General features: G+C 64.6%; 14 protein-coding genes. 5 read left to right on the top strand and 9 right to left on the bottom strand.

Going from position 1 to position 16,257, the window contains the following annotated elements; all coding sequences use genetic code 11:
* Window positions 1-114 precede the first annotated feature (114 nt).
* On the bottom strand, window positions 115-1,293 hold the full coding sequence (locus CLV78_RS09640) for a TIGR03862 family flavoprotein (protein WP_106204602.1): 1,179 nt from the start codon (window positions 1,291-1,293) through the stop codon (window positions 115-117).
* A 77-nt stretch (window positions 1,294-1,370) separates the two neighbouring features.
* Between CLV78_RS09640 and CLV78_RS09635 the strand changes: the two genes are divergently transcribed.
* The gene (locus tag CLV78_RS09635; protein ID WP_245924971.1) at window positions 1,371-1,670 is read left to right on the top strand and encodes an HNH endonuclease; all 300 of its coding nucleotides are present in this window, start codon (window positions 1,371-1,373) and stop codon (window positions 1,668-1,670) included.
* A 3-nt stretch (window positions 1,671-1,673) separates the two neighbouring features.
* On the opposite strand, the gene CLV78_RS09630 is transcribed toward CLV78_RS09635, so the two are convergent.
* Both CLV78_RS09630 and CLV78_RS09625 read right to left on the bottom strand, forming a co-directional pair.
* Window positions 1,674-2,291, bottom strand: a complete 618-nt coding sequence (locus CLV78_RS09630) for an enoyl-CoA hydratase/isomerase family protein (RefSeq protein WP_106204601.1) — start codon at window positions 2,289-2,291, stop codon at window positions 1,674-1,676.
* Complete coding sequence (locus CLV78_RS09625; protein WP_106204600.1) at window positions 2,288-3,043, bottom strand: SDR family oxidoreductase; 756 nt, start codon at window positions 3,041-3,043, stop codon at window positions 2,288-2,290. The genes CLV78_RS09630 and CLV78_RS09625 overlap by 4 nt, the downstream gene beginning before the upstream one ends.
* Before the next feature lie 147 nt (window positions 3,044-3,190).
* Here CLV78_RS09625 and CLV78_RS09620 point away from each other — a divergent pair, with 147 nt between their 5' ends.
* Entirely contained in the window at window positions 3,191-4,690 is a 1,500-nt protein-coding gene (locus CLV78_RS09620; RefSeq protein WP_158263500.1) for a DUF2125 domain-containing protein, read from the top strand.
* 180 nt (window positions 4,691-4,870) lie between these two features.
* Here CLV78_RS09620 and CLV78_RS09615 read toward each other — a convergent pair whose 3' ends face one another.
* From CLV78_RS09615 to CLV78_RS09605, 3 genes are all read right to left on the bottom strand, one after another.
* Window positions 4,871-6,547, bottom strand: a complete 1,677-nt coding sequence (locus CLV78_RS09615) for an ABC1 kinase family protein (RefSeq protein ID WP_106204598.1) — start codon at window positions 6,545-6,547, stop codon at window positions 4,871-4,873.
* Window positions 6,548-6,748: 201 nt separating this feature from the next.
* Window positions 6,749-7,066: a hypothetical protein gene (locus CLV78_RS09610; RefSeq protein ID WP_146136673.1), complete on the bottom strand. Its 318-nt coding sequence runs from the start codon at window positions 7,064-7,066 to the stop codon at window positions 6,749-6,751.
* 156 nt (window positions 7,067-7,222) lie between these two features.
* Window positions 7,223-8,608, bottom strand: a complete 1,386-nt coding sequence (locus CLV78_RS09605; RefSeq protein WP_106204596.1) for a trypsin-like peptidase domain-containing protein — start codon at window positions 8,606-8,608, stop codon at window positions 7,223-7,225.
* Window positions 8,609-8,860: 252 nt separating this feature from the next.
* Between CLV78_RS09605 and CLV78_RS09600 the strand changes: the two genes are divergently transcribed.
* Together CLV78_RS09600 and CLV78_RS09595 are read left to right on the top strand one after the other, a co-directional pair.
* Window positions 8,861-10,207 (top strand): TldD/PmbA family protein, encoded by a 1,347-nt coding sequence (locus CLV78_RS09600; RefSeq protein ID WP_106204595.1) that lies wholly within the window; start codon window positions 8,861-8,863, stop codon window positions 10,205-10,207.
* Window positions 10,194-10,976 carry an inositol monophosphatase family protein gene (locus CLV78_RS09595; protein WP_106204594.1) on the top strand — a complete coding sequence of 261 codons (783 nt, stop codon included), beginning with the start codon at window positions 10,194-10,196 and terminating at the stop codon, window positions 10,974-10,976. The genes CLV78_RS09600 and CLV78_RS09595 overlap by 14 nt, the downstream gene beginning before the upstream one ends.
* Before the next feature lie 185 nt (window positions 10,977-11,161).
* On the opposite strand, the gene pnp is transcribed toward CLV78_RS09595, so the two are convergent.
* The 3 genes from pnp to rpsO form a co-directional block, all read right to left on the bottom strand.
* Window positions 11,162-13,294 carry a polyribonucleotide nucleotidyltransferase gene (pnp, locus tag CLV78_RS09590; RefSeq protein ID WP_106204593.1) on the bottom strand — a complete coding sequence of 711 codons (2,133 nt, stop codon included), beginning with the start codon at window positions 13,292-13,294 and terminating at the stop codon, window positions 11,162-11,164.
* Window positions 13,295-13,646: 352 nt separating this feature from the next.
* Window positions 13,647-13,994: a lysozyme inhibitor LprI family protein gene (locus CLV78_RS09585; RefSeq protein WP_158263499.1), complete on the bottom strand. Its 348-nt coding sequence runs from the start codon at window positions 13,992-13,994 to the stop codon at window positions 13,647-13,649.
* A gap of 177 nt (window positions 13,995-14,171) precedes the next feature.
* Window positions 14,172-14,441 carry a 30S ribosomal protein S15 gene (rpsO, locus tag CLV78_RS09580; protein ID WP_106204591.1) on the bottom strand — a complete coding sequence of 90 codons (270 nt, stop codon included), beginning with the start codon at window positions 14,439-14,441 and terminating at the stop codon, window positions 14,172-14,174.
* 204 nt (window positions 14,442-14,645) lie between these two features.
* Here rpsO and CLV78_RS09575 point away from each other — a divergent pair, with 204 nt between their 5' ends.
* A complete protein-coding gene (locus CLV78_RS09575) occupies window positions 14,646-16,256 on the top strand; it encodes a sulfatase-like hydrolase/transferase (RefSeq protein ID WP_106204590.1) in 1,611 nt (536 codons plus the stop codon).
* Window position 16,257: the final 1 nt, after the last annotated feature.

Here is a 16,257-nt window from a genome sequence, read left to right as displayed (position 1 = left end):
ACCGGGCCAGGCCCCGGGCGCTCCCGCCCGTCGTCGATGCATCGGGGATGCATCTCCTCCCGTTGGGCCGGGCGCCCTTCGGGCGCGGGCGAGCCGATGGGTTCGCGTGGCCGCTCAGGGCCAGGGCATGCGGCCTGCCCAGTACCCTGTCGCGAGGCAGCCTGTGATCAGGTACCCGCCGGTCGGCGCTTCCCAGTCGAGCATCTCGCCCGCGACCCGCACATTCGGGCGGGCGTGAAGCGACAGGTTGGAGTCGACCGCACCCCACCGGACCCCACCTGCCGTGGAAATTGCCTCGTCCATAGGGCGCGGGCCGATGTGCGGGATCTCCAGCGTCTTGATCACACTGGCCAGTCGGGCCGGAACGGTCGGCAATGGTCGCGCAAATTCGTTCAGCAGGGCGATGCGGGCGGGATCGAGGCGCAGCGCCTTGCGCAACATGTTGGACTGGCTTTGCTTTCCACCCGACCTGCCAAGCCGGTGCGCAACCTGTTCCAGGGAGAGGTCGGGGGCAAGATCGAGAGCCAGTGGCGCCCCGTCGCGCAGGGCCCGGCTCACCGCGTAGATCCCGCCGCCTTCCAGACCGCGTTCCGAGATTACGCACTCGCCCCGGACGTGGCGCGCCCCGGCGATGAGGGCAATGTTCTTGAGGGGGGTGCCGAAATGCCGGGACATGTGATCGCTCCACGCGACCTGAAACCCCATGTTGGCGGGGCGAAACGGCGCCAGGTCGACCCCTTCGGCCGCGAGGATGTCGGCCCAGGTGCCGTCCGAGCCCAGCCGGGCCCAGCTTGCCCCGCCAAGCGCGAGGACCGTCCGAGCGGCGCGAAAGGTCTGTGGGCCATCCGGAGTCTCGAAGGTGGTCTGCGCCCCGCTCCAACCGGTCCACCGCCAGCGGGTGCGGAAATCGACACCGGCGGCGGACAGTCTTCCTGCCCAGGCGCGCAGGAGCGGAGAGGCTTTCATGGTGTCCGGGAATACCCGCCCGGAGGATCCCGTGAAGACGGGTTGGCCGAGCCCTTCCGCCCAGCGTTTCACCTCCACTGGACCGAAGACATCCAGCATTGGCGCGAGATGCGGCGCGGCCTCTGCAAAGGCGTCGAGGAACACCTCCGGCGGTTCATCCTTGGTAAGGTTCAAGCCCGACTTCCCCGCCATCAGGAACTTGCGCCCGATGGAGGGCTTGGCCTCCGCCACGAGGACACGCAGCCCGGCCTCCGCCATCTGCTCGGCGGCCATCAGACCCGCGGGACCGGCCCCGATCACCAGGGCTTCAAGAGGCTCTGTACCCATGTCGGTCCTTGTTCCTGCTTCCTGTCGGGCGCATCATGCTGCACCTGTTGCCTTTGTCCGGACTTCCACCCGTGAACCTGCCGCAAGACGATCCGATCTGCCCGCTGTGTGGGCGCCCAATCCCGGCCGGGGCGCGGCAGAGCCTGCACCATCTTGTGCCGAAACTCCGGGGTGGCAAGGGCGGGCCGACGGTGCGGCTTCACCAGATCTGCCACAACGAGATCCATGCGACGCTCACGGAAACGGAGCTGGCACGGAGCTATGCGACCATCGACGCCCTTCGGGCGCACCCGCGGCTGGCGAAATTCATCGCCTGGGTGGCGCGCCGGCCGCCTGGGTTTCATGCGCGCTCGCCGGGGCCACGGCGTCGGCGGTAGGGGTCAGCCCGGGATCATCCGCTTGATGCCCGCGCGGATCTCCTGCGGCGCGGCGCAGACGGCCTCTGTCAGGGCCGCGATCTCGTCGCCCATGTCGGCGGGCTCCACGATGCGGTCCACCAGCCCCCAATCGAGCGCCGTCGATGCATCGATCTTCTGGCTGGCCATGAGGATCATCCGCGCCCGGGACGGCCCGACAAGCGCGGCAAGGCGTGCTGGGTCGGAAGGCTGCGGCAGGAAGCCGAGCTTCATGACCGGGTAGAAGAAGCTCGCCCTCGGCACCGAGATCCGGAGATCGCAGGCGAGGGCCATCCCGAAGGCCCCCCCGGCCAGCGTTCCATTGAGCGCGGCCAGCGTCAGGCAAGGCATTGCCGCGATGCGCGACGACACCCGTTCCCAGATCCCGTCCGTCGCGAGACCGGCGCGCGCCTCATCAAGGTCGGCGCCCGCGCTGAAGACCTTGCCCTCGCCGGTCAGAACCAGCGCGGCAATCTCTGCCTGCTCCGCTTCCGACGTGGCGGCCTCGATAGCACACAGCATGTCCCGGGTAAGAGAATTGGCCTTGTCCGGGCGGTTGATCCGTATGGTCCAGACCGCACCATCCCTCGCGACGTCGATCATGCAATCAGCCCCACCTTGCGGCGGATGTCCTCCTCGCGGAGCGAGATCTCGAGCCCGACGTAGTCCTCCGCCGCGGCAGAACACATCCAGACCAGGGTTTTCGCGGGCCAGTCGGCGGGGATATGATCGGACCATTCCAACTGGCTCACCGGGTTGATGCCGCTGGCCTTGATCACTTTCTGCATCTCGGTGGCGACGGTGCCGGGCGAGAGCCCCATGGCCCGAATGCCGGCGTCCCGGTACTCCTTGTCCAGCGTGCGCGTCAGCATCGCGGCACCGGCCTTGGACGTGCAATAGGCGCTCCATGCTTCCACCGGTCCGTGCGCTGCACCCGAACTCACGGTAAGTACCGTGCCGCTCCCCTGGGACAACATCACCGGAAGTGCCGCCCGCATGCCATGGAAGACACCCTTGACGTTGATGTCGATGGTTTGCCCCCAGGCTTCGGGATCCGCCGTCGCCATATGCGTGATCGGATCGACCACGCCCGCATTGTTGACCAGCACGTCCAGCCGCCCGAAAGTCTGAACCGTTGCATTTACCGCGGCTTCCACCTCCCAGTACCGGCTGACCTCGCAGGGGATCGCCAGCGCCGCCTCTCCGATCTCACCCGCAAGGGTTGCGATGGCATCGTTGCTGCGCGCCACGAGCGCCACCCTGGCACCTGCCGCTGCGAACTCGCGCGCGGCCTCGGCCCCGATCCCGCGGCTTGCGCCCGTGATCAGCACCACCTTTCCCGTCATGTCCGACATCGGCTCATCCTTCTGTCATCTCCACCTTACCGCATGCCGTTTTTTTGGGGCCAACGGAAGGGGGGATCACGCTATTGCCTTGACCCCACCTGTGACCGTGGCAGAGGATCGGCGCGAGGAGATTTCCAACAGGAAGGACGTTTCACCATGAAACAATGGATTCTCGGCGGCGTGTCCGTCACAGCGATTTTGACGAGCTCGGCAGCAGGCTGGAGCCTTACCGCCCAGGAGGCCTGGGACAAGTGGAAGGCTGGCACCGAAAGCTACGGGATGGAATTGAAGTCCGGCGGCGAGCAGACGATGGACGGCAAGCTCACCGTGAGCGATGTCACTTTCACCTATGACGTCGAGGACGTCTTCATCTCCGGATCGATCGAGCAGATCGAATTTGCCGAGCAGGGCGATGGATCGGTCGCGATCACGATGTCGGAATCCATGCCGATCACGATCTCGGGGGAAGGCGAGCCGGGCGAAAAGGTGGATGGCCGCCTTGATGTGATCCAGGCCGGTCTGAAGATGACCGCGGCGGATAGCGACGAGGGCACGACCTTCACCTACACGGCGGATCAGACGACCGTCACCATCGCCGAGTTGAAGGTGAACGGCGAGGACATGCCGATGTCCGTCAACGCCGTGATGAAGGGCTTCGATGGCACCTATTCGATCGACAACCGCAGCCCGGCAGGCATCGACTCCAAATTTACGACCAGCGGCATGGACATGTCCTTCGATGCCATGGACCCGGAGGGCAGCGGCAAGATGGCGATGACGTTGAACCTGTCCGATCTTTCGTCCTGGACCAAGGGCCAGGGCATGGACATGGCCAACATGGAAGACATGTCGAAAATGCTCGCGGACGGGTTTTCCACCGAGGGTGGCGCCGAGTACGGGGCCGTCGATTTCAAGATGGACTTCGAGGAGGATGGCACGACCGTTCAGGCCGAGGGCAAGCTGTCCGGCGGCAGTGCGGAAGTCGAGATGAACGCCGACAAGTTGCGCTATGGCGTGACCTACGAAGGGCTCGACGTGACCGTCACCGGAAACCAGATCCCGTTCCCGGAGGTGACCGCACAGGCCGGGCAGCTGACCACGCTGTTCGATATCCCGGTGGCCGAATCCGACACGGCGAGCCCCTTCGCGATGAAGTTGGTTCTCGGCGACCTTGAAGTGGGCGAGCAGATCTGGGCGATGATCGACCCTGGCGCCGTTCTGCCGCGTGACCCGGCAACGCTGATCTTGGATGTCGCCGGAAAGGCACGTTGGATGGTCGATATCTTCGACGAAGAGGCAATGATGGCCTCTGCCATGCCCGGCCAGGTGGAAAGCGTCGATCTCAACGAGCTGAAACTGTCAATCGGCGGGGCAGAACTGACCGGAACTGGTGGGTTCACCTTCGACAATTCCGATCTTGAGACTTTTGACGGCATGCCGCGCCCCGAAGGTAACGTGCGGCTTGTTCTGAACGGAGGCAATGGCCTGCTGGACAACCTGACCAAGATGGGACTGGTGCCGGAGGATCAGGCGATGATGGCTCGGATGATGACAGGTATGTTGGCCAAGCCGGGCGACGGCGACCAGCTGATCTCTGAGATCGGTATTGGTGCGGATGGCCAGATCAGCGCCAATGGCGCGCCGCTGCCGTTCTGATCAGACCCACATGAGACGCGAAGCGGCCGGGATTCCCCGGCCGTTTTCCATTTGGAACGCCAGAAGGTCCGTTGCATCTGGGTATGCCGAAAGATCTGTCGAACGACGGCGGCGATGGAACGGCACCATTGCCGCCGATCCGGTGTGCTTGGTGTCAGTTTCAGCGGCCGCGGCGCGGGCTCAGTGCCGCCCACCTCTCCAGATCGAGTAGATGAGCCAGAACCCGCCAAGCACGGACCCCGCAAAGCCAAGCATCGCGAACACCGAAAGGCCGACCGGCATCTGGTTTCCGGAAAAGCTCATGACGATCGACGATCCCATGATCAGGGCTGCGATCACGATCGCCATGGTGATCCGCGTGACGGACCGGTCGATCCGGTCCATGTAGTGCTCCATCCGCACGACATCGACGCCGAGGCTGAGTTGCCCGCGCTGGGCCATCTGCAGCAGTTTCTTCAAATCTCTGGGGAGACCGGTGACAAGGTCGACCCCTTCCGCAGCCCCCTCGCGGGCCTTCCGCGCGATGCGATCGGGCGCGTACCGACGCAGGATCTGCCGTTGCAGAAAGGGGCGGGCCACCTCGACCATGTCGAAATCGGGGTCAAGCTGCCGTCCCATGCCGTCAAGCGAGGCAAAGGCCTTCGCCATCAGCGTCAGGTCGGAGGGCAGTGCAAGATTGTGGTCCCGCATGGCGGAGAAGAGGTCCCGCGTCAGCGCGGAGATGTCGAGTTTGTCGAGCGAGACGCCGTGCACGCGGTCGATGAACGCATCGATCCGGCTTTCGAGGTTCAGGTTCTGGCGGTCGTCCGTATCAGCCCATTTCAACAGGATTTCGGTGACCTTGTCGGCGCGCCGCTCGACCATTCCATAGAGCAGATCCACCATCTCGTCCCGACGCTGGCGCGAAAGCTGCCCGACCATGCCGAAATCGATGAACGTGATCTTGTTTCCGGGCAGGTAGAAGACATTTCCCGGATGTGGATCGGCATGAAAAAAGCGATCCTCGAACATCATTTTGAGCACCGCGTTGGCGCCCCTGAGCGCGATCAACTTGCGGTCGAACCCACCAGCCTCCACGGCCTCCATGTCGCTGCCCGGCACCCCGTCGATGAACTCCTGCACGTTCATCCGTTCGCTGGTGAAATCCCAGAAAACCCTTGGCGTAGCGATGAACGCGTCCTCGGCGAAGCTCCGCGCGATGGTTTCGGCATTGCGGCCCTCGATCGCGAAATCGAGCTCGTTGTGGATGGAGTTGGCGAACTCCTGAATGATCGATTCCGGATGAAACCGTGCGACATCCTCGAACTGACGGGAGGCGAACCGCGCAATGCGTCCGAGCAGACGAAGGTCGGCTTCGATGGTGCGCCCAATGCCGGGCCGACGGATCTTCACCACCACTTCTTCTCCGGTACGGAGTTGCGCACGGTGGGTCTGGGCGATGGAGCCTGCGCCAAGCGGCTCGGTGTCCAGCCGGTCAAAGACCTGCATCAGTGGTCGCCCCAGCTGCGTTTCGACTTCGACCACCAGCTCCTCGTAGGGCAGCGTGGGGACATGGTCGCGCAGCTTCTCCAACTCCCGGATGTATTCCGGCGCGAAGAGGTCGACACGGGTCGACAGGATCTGCCCAAGCTTGATGAAGGTCGGCCCCATCTCCTCCAGTGCCCGGCGCATCCGGATTGGGGCAGGGGCGTCAGTGGCGGCCCCGTGATCCTTCCAGCGGAGGATCTCGCCGGCCTTCTCGACCAGGTGGTCAACGCCGGCATACCGCAGCAGATCGCCAAAGCCATAGCGGATCAGGATCGTGGAGAGCTCGGTCAGGCGTTTCAGTTCGCTCGGCGAGCCAGCAGGGGTGGACACAGGGGAAGCCTCCAGCAAACGCGGGGGGTCCGGCGACAGCAGGATGGCCGGACGTCCGGCCCTTGCTACCCCCTGTTGTGGCGCGCGTCCATCGCATCGCCGGTCGCAGCTTGTCTGCCGTGTCGGCGGACCAACGCTACACGGTCACCACGTTCAGCCAGTGCCATCGGAAGCGTGGCCGGACCTGAAACCACAGGGCGATCAGGGTTGCCCACAGAAAGCGCCCTGTTGCATCATGCTGGCGGACCGGGTGATCGCGTTGCACAGGACGGGCGCACAGCAGTTGGTGTTCAGTCCCCATGGCATCGTCGAGGGAAAGGAAAACAGATTCAGCTCGTCGAGTCTGCCGCCCCCTATCGACCCGGTGACAAGGTTGGCTGTGCCCGGCACCAAAGGATCGCGGGAAACTCTCGAGGAGACCGGCTCTGCGATGCCGAAGATCCCGGCCTTGGCGACCGGGAGTGCATCGTCGCTGAGCCCCTCGTCATAGGTCACCACCGCCGCTTTTGCGGATGTCACGAATGCCCAGCCGATGTGTCAGGGCGACACGCATTGGAGCACATGGCACCTTCACTCCAGGAAAAAGCAGTTCCATCTGCCGACACCCCGGGGAAACCGTTTGGAACCCGAAACTACCAAGCTCCAACTAGGGCAACTGAGCCACGGCAAACTGTGTCAGTCGCGAACCCTGAGCCGTAGGGTCCGGTTGCCGCGCCCGATCTCAAGGTCCCAGATCCGCCCACCGTCGTTGATGATCCGCTCCAATGTCTCAAGGGTGTCGATGCCCTGACCATTCAGGCCGCGGAGAACATCGCCGGGCCGCAGCCCAAGCCGGGAGGCATATCCACCGGTGCGCACCACGATCACGCCAGTGGCTGATAGCGGCAGGTCCAACGCCTCGATCAGCCTGGGGGTGACCTCGGCAACGGTCAGGCCCGCAAGCGGGGAGCGGCCGCCGATCTGCACCGGGCCGGCGCTGTCGTCCGGTGCCTCGGGAACGGCGACGGTGATTTCCTCAAGGCTGCCGTCTCGCAGCACACTTACCACGACATCGCTGCCGAAGCCGAGTGTCAGCAGGCGGTACTCGAATTCCTCGTTCCCGTTGACCGGCAATCCTCCGGCGGACAGGATCACGTCACCCGCGCGGATGCCTGCGGCAGCGAGCGGGCTCTGCGGGTGCAACTCCGTGACCAGCACGCCACGCGGGCGATCCAGTTCGAGCGCCTCGGCCAGGCCGCTGTCGACGGGTTGAACGGAAGCGCCAGCCCAGGGGCGGGAGAAGCTGTCGCGGCCGTCCAGCGCCTGTTCGACATATCGGGCCACGAGGTTCGAGGGGATGGCGAAGCCGATGCCGTTCGACCCTCCGGAGCGGGTCAGGATCGAGGTGTTCAATCCCACGAGGTCGCCGTTCATGTCCACAAGCGCGCCGCCCGAGTTACCCGGGTTGATCGGTGCATCGGTTTGCAGGAAGTACCCGGCCTGTCCGCGGTCCACGGCCGCAACACGGGCCGTGGCGGAGATGATGCCACTCGACACCGTCTGGCCGACGCCGAAGGGATTGCCGATAGCGAGGACAAGATCGCCCACCTCCGCAGCCTCCGAATCCGCGATGTCCAGCGCCGGGAGATCGCTGGCGCCCTTCAGGCGGATCACCGCGATGTCTGTGTCGCGGTCGCTCAGCAGCACCTCGCCATCATACTCGCGGCGGTCGGCGAGCACGACGCGGATGTCGGTGGCTTCCTGCACGACGTGGTAGTTGGACACGACGATCCCGCTCTCGTCGACGATCACGCCGGAGCCCAGCGAGTTCTGCATTCGAGGGACCCCTTGCCCGAAACCCTCGAAGAACTGGGAAAAGAACGGATCGTTGGCGAAGGGGCTGGCACGGCGTTCGACGATCCAGGTGGCGTAGATATTCACGACGGCCGGGGCAGCGGCGCGAACAACCGGTGCAAACGACAGCTTCACCTCCGCCTCGGTGGCAGGGACGCGGGACTCTGCCGTGGCTGCGAGCGGGCTGATCAGGAGGAGCGCGAGGGCAATCGGAACGAGACGTCGCATGGGCGGGTGTCCTTCTGGAAGGTCGGTTTATTTGGCGGGCGCGAACAGTGGCGCCGCCACGCCGCCCTCGGCCATGGGCGGAGCGCGTGAGGGCGCGGCGGCTCGGACAACTGTTCAGGCAGGCATCGCATCGCCCGTTAGATAGGGTGCCAGCACCGCCAGGTTCAACCTCCCCGGCGACCGTCAAGCCGCTTGCGCCCGGGGCGGTTCCGACCTAGCTCCTTTGGGGCAGGACCAATGTGAGGATTCCCGATGGAGCAGTCTCTGGACACACTCACCGATGCGCTTCTGGCCGCCGCCGCGAAGGCCGGCGCCGAAAGCGCGGATGCTATGGCAATTGCGGGCACGTCGCTGAGTATCGACGTGCGCGGTGGTGCGCTTGAGCAGGCGGAGCGCTCCGAAGGGGTCGAGGTCGGGTTGCGGGTCATGATCGGGCGCCGACAGGCCTGCGTTTCGGCCTCCGAAACCTCGCCGGAGACCTTCGCGGCCATGGCTGAACGGGTCGTCGCCATGGCCCGGGAAGCGCCGGAGGATTCCGGCGTCGGGCAGGCCGATCCCGACCGGCTGTCCAGTGTACGGGATGCAGACGCGCTCGACCTGGTCGATCCCTCGCCAGAGCCGAGCCCGTCGGACCTCGAATCCGCAGCGCGGGCGGCAGAAGCGGCCGCGCTGTCGCATGACGGCATCGCGCGGGTGGACACCGCAAGCGCGGGCTACGGGCGGCGGCAGGTCCACCTTGCCACCTCAGGCGGGTTTTCCGGCGGCTATGCCCGCAGCGATTCCGGGCTCTGGGTCGTGGCGATCACCGGCGAAGGCACGGAGATGGAGCGAGACTACTATGGCGAAAGCCGGGTCTACTATTCCGACCTTCCCAGCCCTGAGACCGTCGGCAACCTTGCAGCGGAACGGACACTCGCCCGCGCCGGGGCACGCCGACCCGAGACCGGAGCCTTTCCGGTTCTCTACGACGAGCGCGTGGCGAGCAGCCTGATCGGGCACCTGCTGGGCGCGATCAACGGCTCGGCAATCGTGCGCGGTGCGTCTTGGCTTCGCGATGCGATGGGCGAGGACGTGCTGCCCCGAGGGATGTCCCTCGTCGAGGATCCGCTACGTCCACGCGTCGGTGCCTCGCGGAGTTTTGACGGCGAAGGGCTGGCGACGGCCCGGTGCGAGATCGTGGCTGATGGCGTGCTTCAGGGCTGGGTGCTCGACCTGTCGACGGCGCGCAAGCTGGGGTTGCAAAGCACGGCAAACGCGGTGCGCGGGACCTCTGCCCCGCCGTCGCCGTCGGTCTCAAACGTGGCGCTTACGCAAGGCACGCAGAGCCGCGAGGATCTGATGGCGGAGATGGGGACCGGGCTGCTCGTGACCTCCATGATCGGCTCGACGATCAATCCCACGACCGGGGACTACTCCCGTGGCGCCTCCGGCTTCTGGGTGGAGAATGGAGAGATCGCCTACCCGGTCAACGAGTGCACCATCGCCGGCAATCTTCGCTACATGCTGAAGAGCCTGCGGCCTGCGAACGACGCGCGCACTTACCTGTCGCGGGTGGTGCCTTCCCTGTTGGTGGAGGGGATGACGATTGCCGGGGAGTGATCTCGCCCTTCTTGTCGATGTGGCGCGTTCCGCGGGCGAGATCGCCTGCCGACACTGGCAGGAGGACCATGCGGTCTGGGACAAGGGAGCCGGCCAGGGCCCGGTGACCGAGGCCGACCTCGAGGTCGACTGCATGCTGGAGGACCGGTTGCTGAAAGCGCGGCCTTCCTATGGCTGGATGTCGGAAGAGAGCGCGGACAACACGGCCCGGCTGAAATGCGAACGGGTCTTTGTTGTCGATCCAATCGACGGAACGAGGGCCTTTACAGAAGGGCAGAAGACCTGGGCGCATTCGCTTGCGGTCGTGGAGGACGGCGTCGCGGTGACGGCAGTGGTCTACCTTCCACTGCTCGACAAGCTCTACACGGCAGAGCGCGACGTCGGCGCATGGCTGAACGGCGAGCCGATCCGGGCCAGCGACCGCACGGATGTGCGCGGCGCCGAAGTGTTGATGGCCAGGGCCGCGATGGAGCCGCACCATTGGCCGGGCGGCGTGCCGGATCTGAAACGGCGCTTCCGCAGTTCGCTGGCCTACCGGCTCGCTCTGGTTGGAGAGGGGCGGTTCGACGGAATGCTCACCCTGCGAGAGAGCTGGGAGTGGGATATCGCAGCCGGCGGCCTGATCGCGGCAGAGGCAGGCGCCTTGGTGACCGATCGGATCGGACGACCGCTCGCTTTCAACTCACTCACGCGGATGTCCGTTGGTGTCGTATGCGCCGCCCCCGGTGTGCACACCGCGTTGATGGCCGGATTGACAGGCCGGGGGTGATTTCTGGGCGGACGGGACGGAGTCGCTCATCCACCTGCGCGTCGATGCGGGTAAGCCCGTGAAAGCGCGGCAAGCCCCCTTTGTGTCCTCAAGGTCAGGTGCCAGATGCGTCCGCCAGGGAATGCGCATGAAAAAAGGCGGCAGGAGAGCCTGCCGCCTTTGATGTCTCGATCCGGAGAGGCGGCTTACGCGCCCTCTTCCTTCTTGGCTTCCTCGCCGGTCTCCTGATCCACGACCTTCATGGAGAGGCGGACCTTGCCGCGATCGTCGAAGCCCAGCAGCTTGACCCAGACTTCCTGACCTTCCTTGAGAACGTCGGAGGGGTGGTTCAGACGGCGGTTCTCGATCTGGGAGACGTGCACGAGGCCGTCACGCTTGCCGAAGAAGTTCACGAAGGCGCCGAAATCGACGATCTTCACGACCTTGCCCTTGTAGACCTTGCCCTCTTCCGGCTCGGCCACGATCGAATGGATCATGTCATAGGCCTTCTGGATCGACTCGTTGTTCGGCGAGGCGATCTTGATCACACCGTCGTCGTTGATGTCGACCTTGGCGCCGGACACTTCCACGATTTCGCGGATGACCTTGCCGCCCGAACCGATCACTTCGCGGATCTTGTCGGTCGGGACCTGCATGGTCTCGATCCGCGGTGCGTGGGCGGAGAACTCCTGACGGCCAGCGGACAGGGCTTTGCCCATCTCGCCGAGGATGTGCATCCGGCCATCTTTCGCCTGCGCAAGCGCCTGCTTCATGATCTCGGGCGTGATACCCGCGACCTTGATGTCCATTTGCAGCGAGGTGATGCCGTTCTCGGTACCCGCAACCTTGAAGTCCATGTCGCCGAGGTGATCCTCGTCGCCGAGGATGTCGGTCAGCACGGCGTAGGAGCCGTCCTCTTCGAGGATCAGGCCCATGGCCACACCCGCCACGGCAGCCTTGAGCGGCACGCCTGCATCCATCATCGACAGCGAGCCGCCGCAGACGGACGCCATGGAGGAGGAGCCGTTGGACTCCGTGATCTCCGACACGACCCGGATCGTGTAGGGGAAGTCCGTCGGTGCCGGCAGAACGGCCTGAAGCGCGCGCCATGCGAGCTTGCCGTGACCGATCTCACGACGGCCCGGGCCCATCACGCGGCCAACTTCACCGACCGAGTACGGCGGGAAGTTGTAATGCAGCAGGAAGTTGCTGCGGAAGTTGCCGTGAAGGGCGTCGATGATCTGCTCGTCTTCGCCGGTGCCCAACGTGGTGACCACGAGGCCCTGGGTCTCGCCACGGGTGAAGAGCGCGGAGCCATGGGTCCGGGGCAGAAGACCGGCCTGAACGTTGATCGGACGGACGGTCGTGGTGTCACGGCCATCGATCCGCTTGCCGGTCTTGACCACGTCGCCGCGCAGGATCGAGCTTTCCAGCTTCTTCAGGGCGGAGCCGAGGTTGGCGTCCTCAAGCTGTTCCTCGGTCAGCGCCTCGGTGATCTTGGTGCGCGCAGCGGCGATGGCCGAGGTGCGCTCCTGCTTGTCGGTGATCGCGAATGCGGCGCGCATGTCGGTTTCGCCGGCAGCTTTCACCGCTTCGTAGAGCTCCGAATAATCCGGGGGCTGGAAATCGAACGGCTCTTTCGCGGTATCTTCGGCCAGGTCGATGATCAGGTCGATCACCGGCTGGATCTGCTCATGCGCGAAGGTCACGGCACCGAGCATCTCTTCTTCCGAAAGCTCGTAGGCTTCGGATTCGACCATCATCACGGCGTCCTTGGTGCCGGCGACGACAAGGTCGAGACGCTGCTCGGGGTTCAGGCGGAGCTGATCCATGTCCTGAACTTCTGGATTCAGCACGTACTCGCCATCGACGAAGCCGACGCGGCAGGCACCGATCGGGCCACGGAACGGCACGCCGGAGATGGTCAGCGCAGCCGAGGCGGCGATCATGGCGACCATATCGGGGTCATTGACGAGGTCGTGGCTGAGCACGGTGCACATGACGAGCACTTCATGCTTGAAGCCGGGGACGAAGAGCGGGCGGATCGGGCGGTCGATCAGGCGCGCGGTGAGCGTTTCCTTCTCGGTGGGCCGGGCCTCACGTTTGAAGAAACCACCCGGCACCTTGCCGGCAGCGTAGTATTTTTCCTGGTAGTGCACCGTCAGCGGGAAGAAATCCTGACCCGGCTTCGGTTGCTTGGCAAAGGTCACGTTGGCCATGACGGAGGTCTCGCCCAGTGTGGCGATCACGGAACCGTCTGCCTGGCGGGCAACCTTGCCGGTTTCGAGCGTGAGGGTTTCTTCGCCCCACTGCATCGACTTTTTCACTTCATTGAACATCTAGCGTATCCTGTTAGGGAGCCCTCCCGGGCGTATCCCGGGTCTCCCGTTTGAATGGCGGCCCCATTGCCGCCGACCCTTTCATCCTCTTGCACGCGCCCAGGGCCATAGGCGTCACGTCTCAGATGCGGGGCGCATACAGGACTTGGGCCACGAAGGGAAGGGTGTGCAGCGGAATCCGCTGGAGGCATTGATGTACCAGCCGAGCCCATCTGGCGTTGCGATCTCCGAACCGACGTTCGGCAATATCGTTTCGCACCGCACTGCAACAGGACGCGGAAGCGCCGCCTGCCATGGACAACTTCCTACGCTGAGCCTTCCGGAAGGGCCGCCCGGTCGGCGGTCTCGCATCCTAGCGATATGCGCGTAGCTCCTGATTCCGCTGCAAGGTCAGGCGTTCCATACAGTCCCAGTAGAACATGGCCGCCGCGCTCCCGTCCGAGTTCCGTTCCGGTTCACATGTGGCATCGCGCTTCTTCAACCACGCGCGCTGCTTGTCCAGGAGAGCCTTGCCGGTGCCGCGCGCGTCCGCCCGGGGTTTTACCTGTTTCCAGATCCGGTTGAGTTCCTTGTCTGCAATCTCCCATTTTTCCTTTGCGCAGAAATTGGCATCGATCTGGGTCTGCCCTTTGCAATGCGACTGCGCCATGCCCATCGCCGGACACAGGGTGACAGCAAGAATACAGAAAAAACGTTGCATGGAATGCCTCCACATCAAGGTGGCACCATACTATCACGGCACATCAAGTTGGAGAATGGCACTGCGATAGCCGCGAGGTGCCAGTCCCTGCACCCGATTGACGCCCGGCTCCGAAACGAAAAACGCCCGCTCCTTTTCGGAACGGGCGCTTTTTAAGTCCTGAACGGACCCGAAATCTTAGCGGCGGATGCCGAGGCGCTTGATGAGGTCCTGGTAGCGGGCCTCTTCCTTGCGCTTGAGGTAGTCAAGCAGTTTACGACGCTGAGCGACGAGCTTCAGAAGACCACGACGGGAGTGGTTGTCCTTCTTGTGGGTCTTGAAGTGCTCGGTCAGGGTGTTGATCCGCGAGGTCAGGATGGCAACCTGGACTTCGGGCGAACCGGTGTCGCCGTCCTTGGTCGCATATTCCTTGATGACGCGGTCTTTTTCTTCAACGGTGATCGACATCGGGGTCTCCTTCGGTTTGAGGTTCATGGCGCAAGCCGGGATGTCGTCCAGCAGGGCCCTTGGAGAAGCTCCACCGCGCGAGTCGGCGGCAGATGGGTGCATGTAGGGGAAAACCCTCCCGATGGGAAGGGGGTTTCTCGGCCGCCCCAACCACCCCCGGCCCGTGTGGCGGCATGCCATGAACACGAAGGGGCGGAGGTCAGCATGCCCAGGAACATTCTCTTCATCATGTGTGACCAGCTTCGGTACGACTACCTGGGCTGCACGGGTCACCCGCATATCCGAACACCGAACATCGATGCGCTTGCGGCGCGCGGGGTGCGGTTCGACCGCGCCTATGTGCAATCGCCGGTCTGCGGGCCGAGCCGGATGAGCTTCTACACCGGTCGCTATGTGCGCTCTCATGGTGCGGCGTGGAATGGCTTTCCATTGCGGGTTGGCGAGTGGACGCTGGGCGATCACCTGGCCGAATGCGGGATGCGAAACGTTCTGTGTGGCAAGACCCACATGGCCGCCGACGTCGACGGAATGAAACGGCTCGGCATCGATCCGGATTCCGAGCGTGGGCGGTGGATCGCCGAGGGCGGGTTCGAGGTCTGGGACCGGCTCGACGGGTTGCACCCGACCGGTGGCAAGCAACCGTCGCACTATCAGGACTACTTGCGGGCGCGCGGCTACGATGGGCCGAACCCCTGGCATGATTGGGCCAATTCGGCGGAAGGCGCGGGGGGAGAAGTCCTTTCCGGCTGGTTGATGGAGAATGCGGACAAGCCGGCGCGCGTCGCCGAACCGGACAGCGAGACGCCCTATTCCACCACGCGGGCGATGGAGTTCATCGCGGAGGCGGGCGCCGAGCCCTGGTGCCTGCACCTGAGCTATATCAAACCGCACTGGCCCTATATCGTGCCGCCGCCCTACCACGACATGTACGGGCCGCAGGACGTGCAGCCGGTTGTGCGCAGCGACTTGGAACGGCGGGATCCGCACCCGATCCATGGTGCCTACATGGCAAACCGGTTCAGCCGGGTTTTCGCGCGCGATGGCGTGCGGGAACGAGTGATCCCGGCCTACGTGGGCCTGATCACCCAGATCGATGACCAGATCGGCCGGCTGATGCGCTTTCTCGATGAGCGTGGACTGACGGAGGACACGCTCATTGTCTTCACCTCGGATCATGGCGACTACCTGGGGGATCACTGGCTGGGCGAGAAGGAGCTGTTCCACGACGCCTCGGTCCGGGTGCCGTTGATCGTGGTGGACCCCTCGCCCGAGGCTGAGGCCACCCGTGGCACCGTCAGTCCGGCGCTGGTGGAGGCGATCGATCTTGCCCCGACCTTTGTCGAGGCTGCGGGCGGCGACGCGCGGCCGCACATCCTTGAAGGCCATTCGTTGCTGCCGCTGATCCGGGGGGAGGTCGAACGCCTGCGAGAGGTGGTGATCAGCGAATACGATTATTCTTCCCGCAGGGCCCGGCGGGAGCTTGGCCAGCCGATCCCGGATTGCCGCATGGTCATGGTGCATGACGGGCGTTGGAAATATGTCCACGCGCAGGGCTTCCGCCCGATGCTCTTCGACCAAGAGACGGACCCGGAGGAACTGCACGACCTCGGCGCGGATCCCGCTTTTCAGGCGGAGCGCGACCGCCTGCACGCGGCCTTGGTCGAATGGGCGCTGGAACACCACAACCGCACAACCATGTCCGACAGCCGGATCGCGGAGACCACCGGCAACGAGTGGGCGCAGAAAATCTACATCGGGTTCTGGGATGACGCGGATCTGGAGGAAGCGGCGCTCGAAGGGGCCAGTGGCAACTGAG

The organism is Aliiruegeria haliotis (genome assembly GCF_003003255.1).
GTDB classification, from domain to species: Bacteria; Pseudomonadota; Alphaproteobacteria; order Rhodobacterales; family Rhodobacteraceae; genus Tropicimonas; species Tropicimonas haliotis.
Note: the sequence above shows the minus strand (reverse complement) of the source record. Positions and strands in the feature narration are given on the sequence as shown.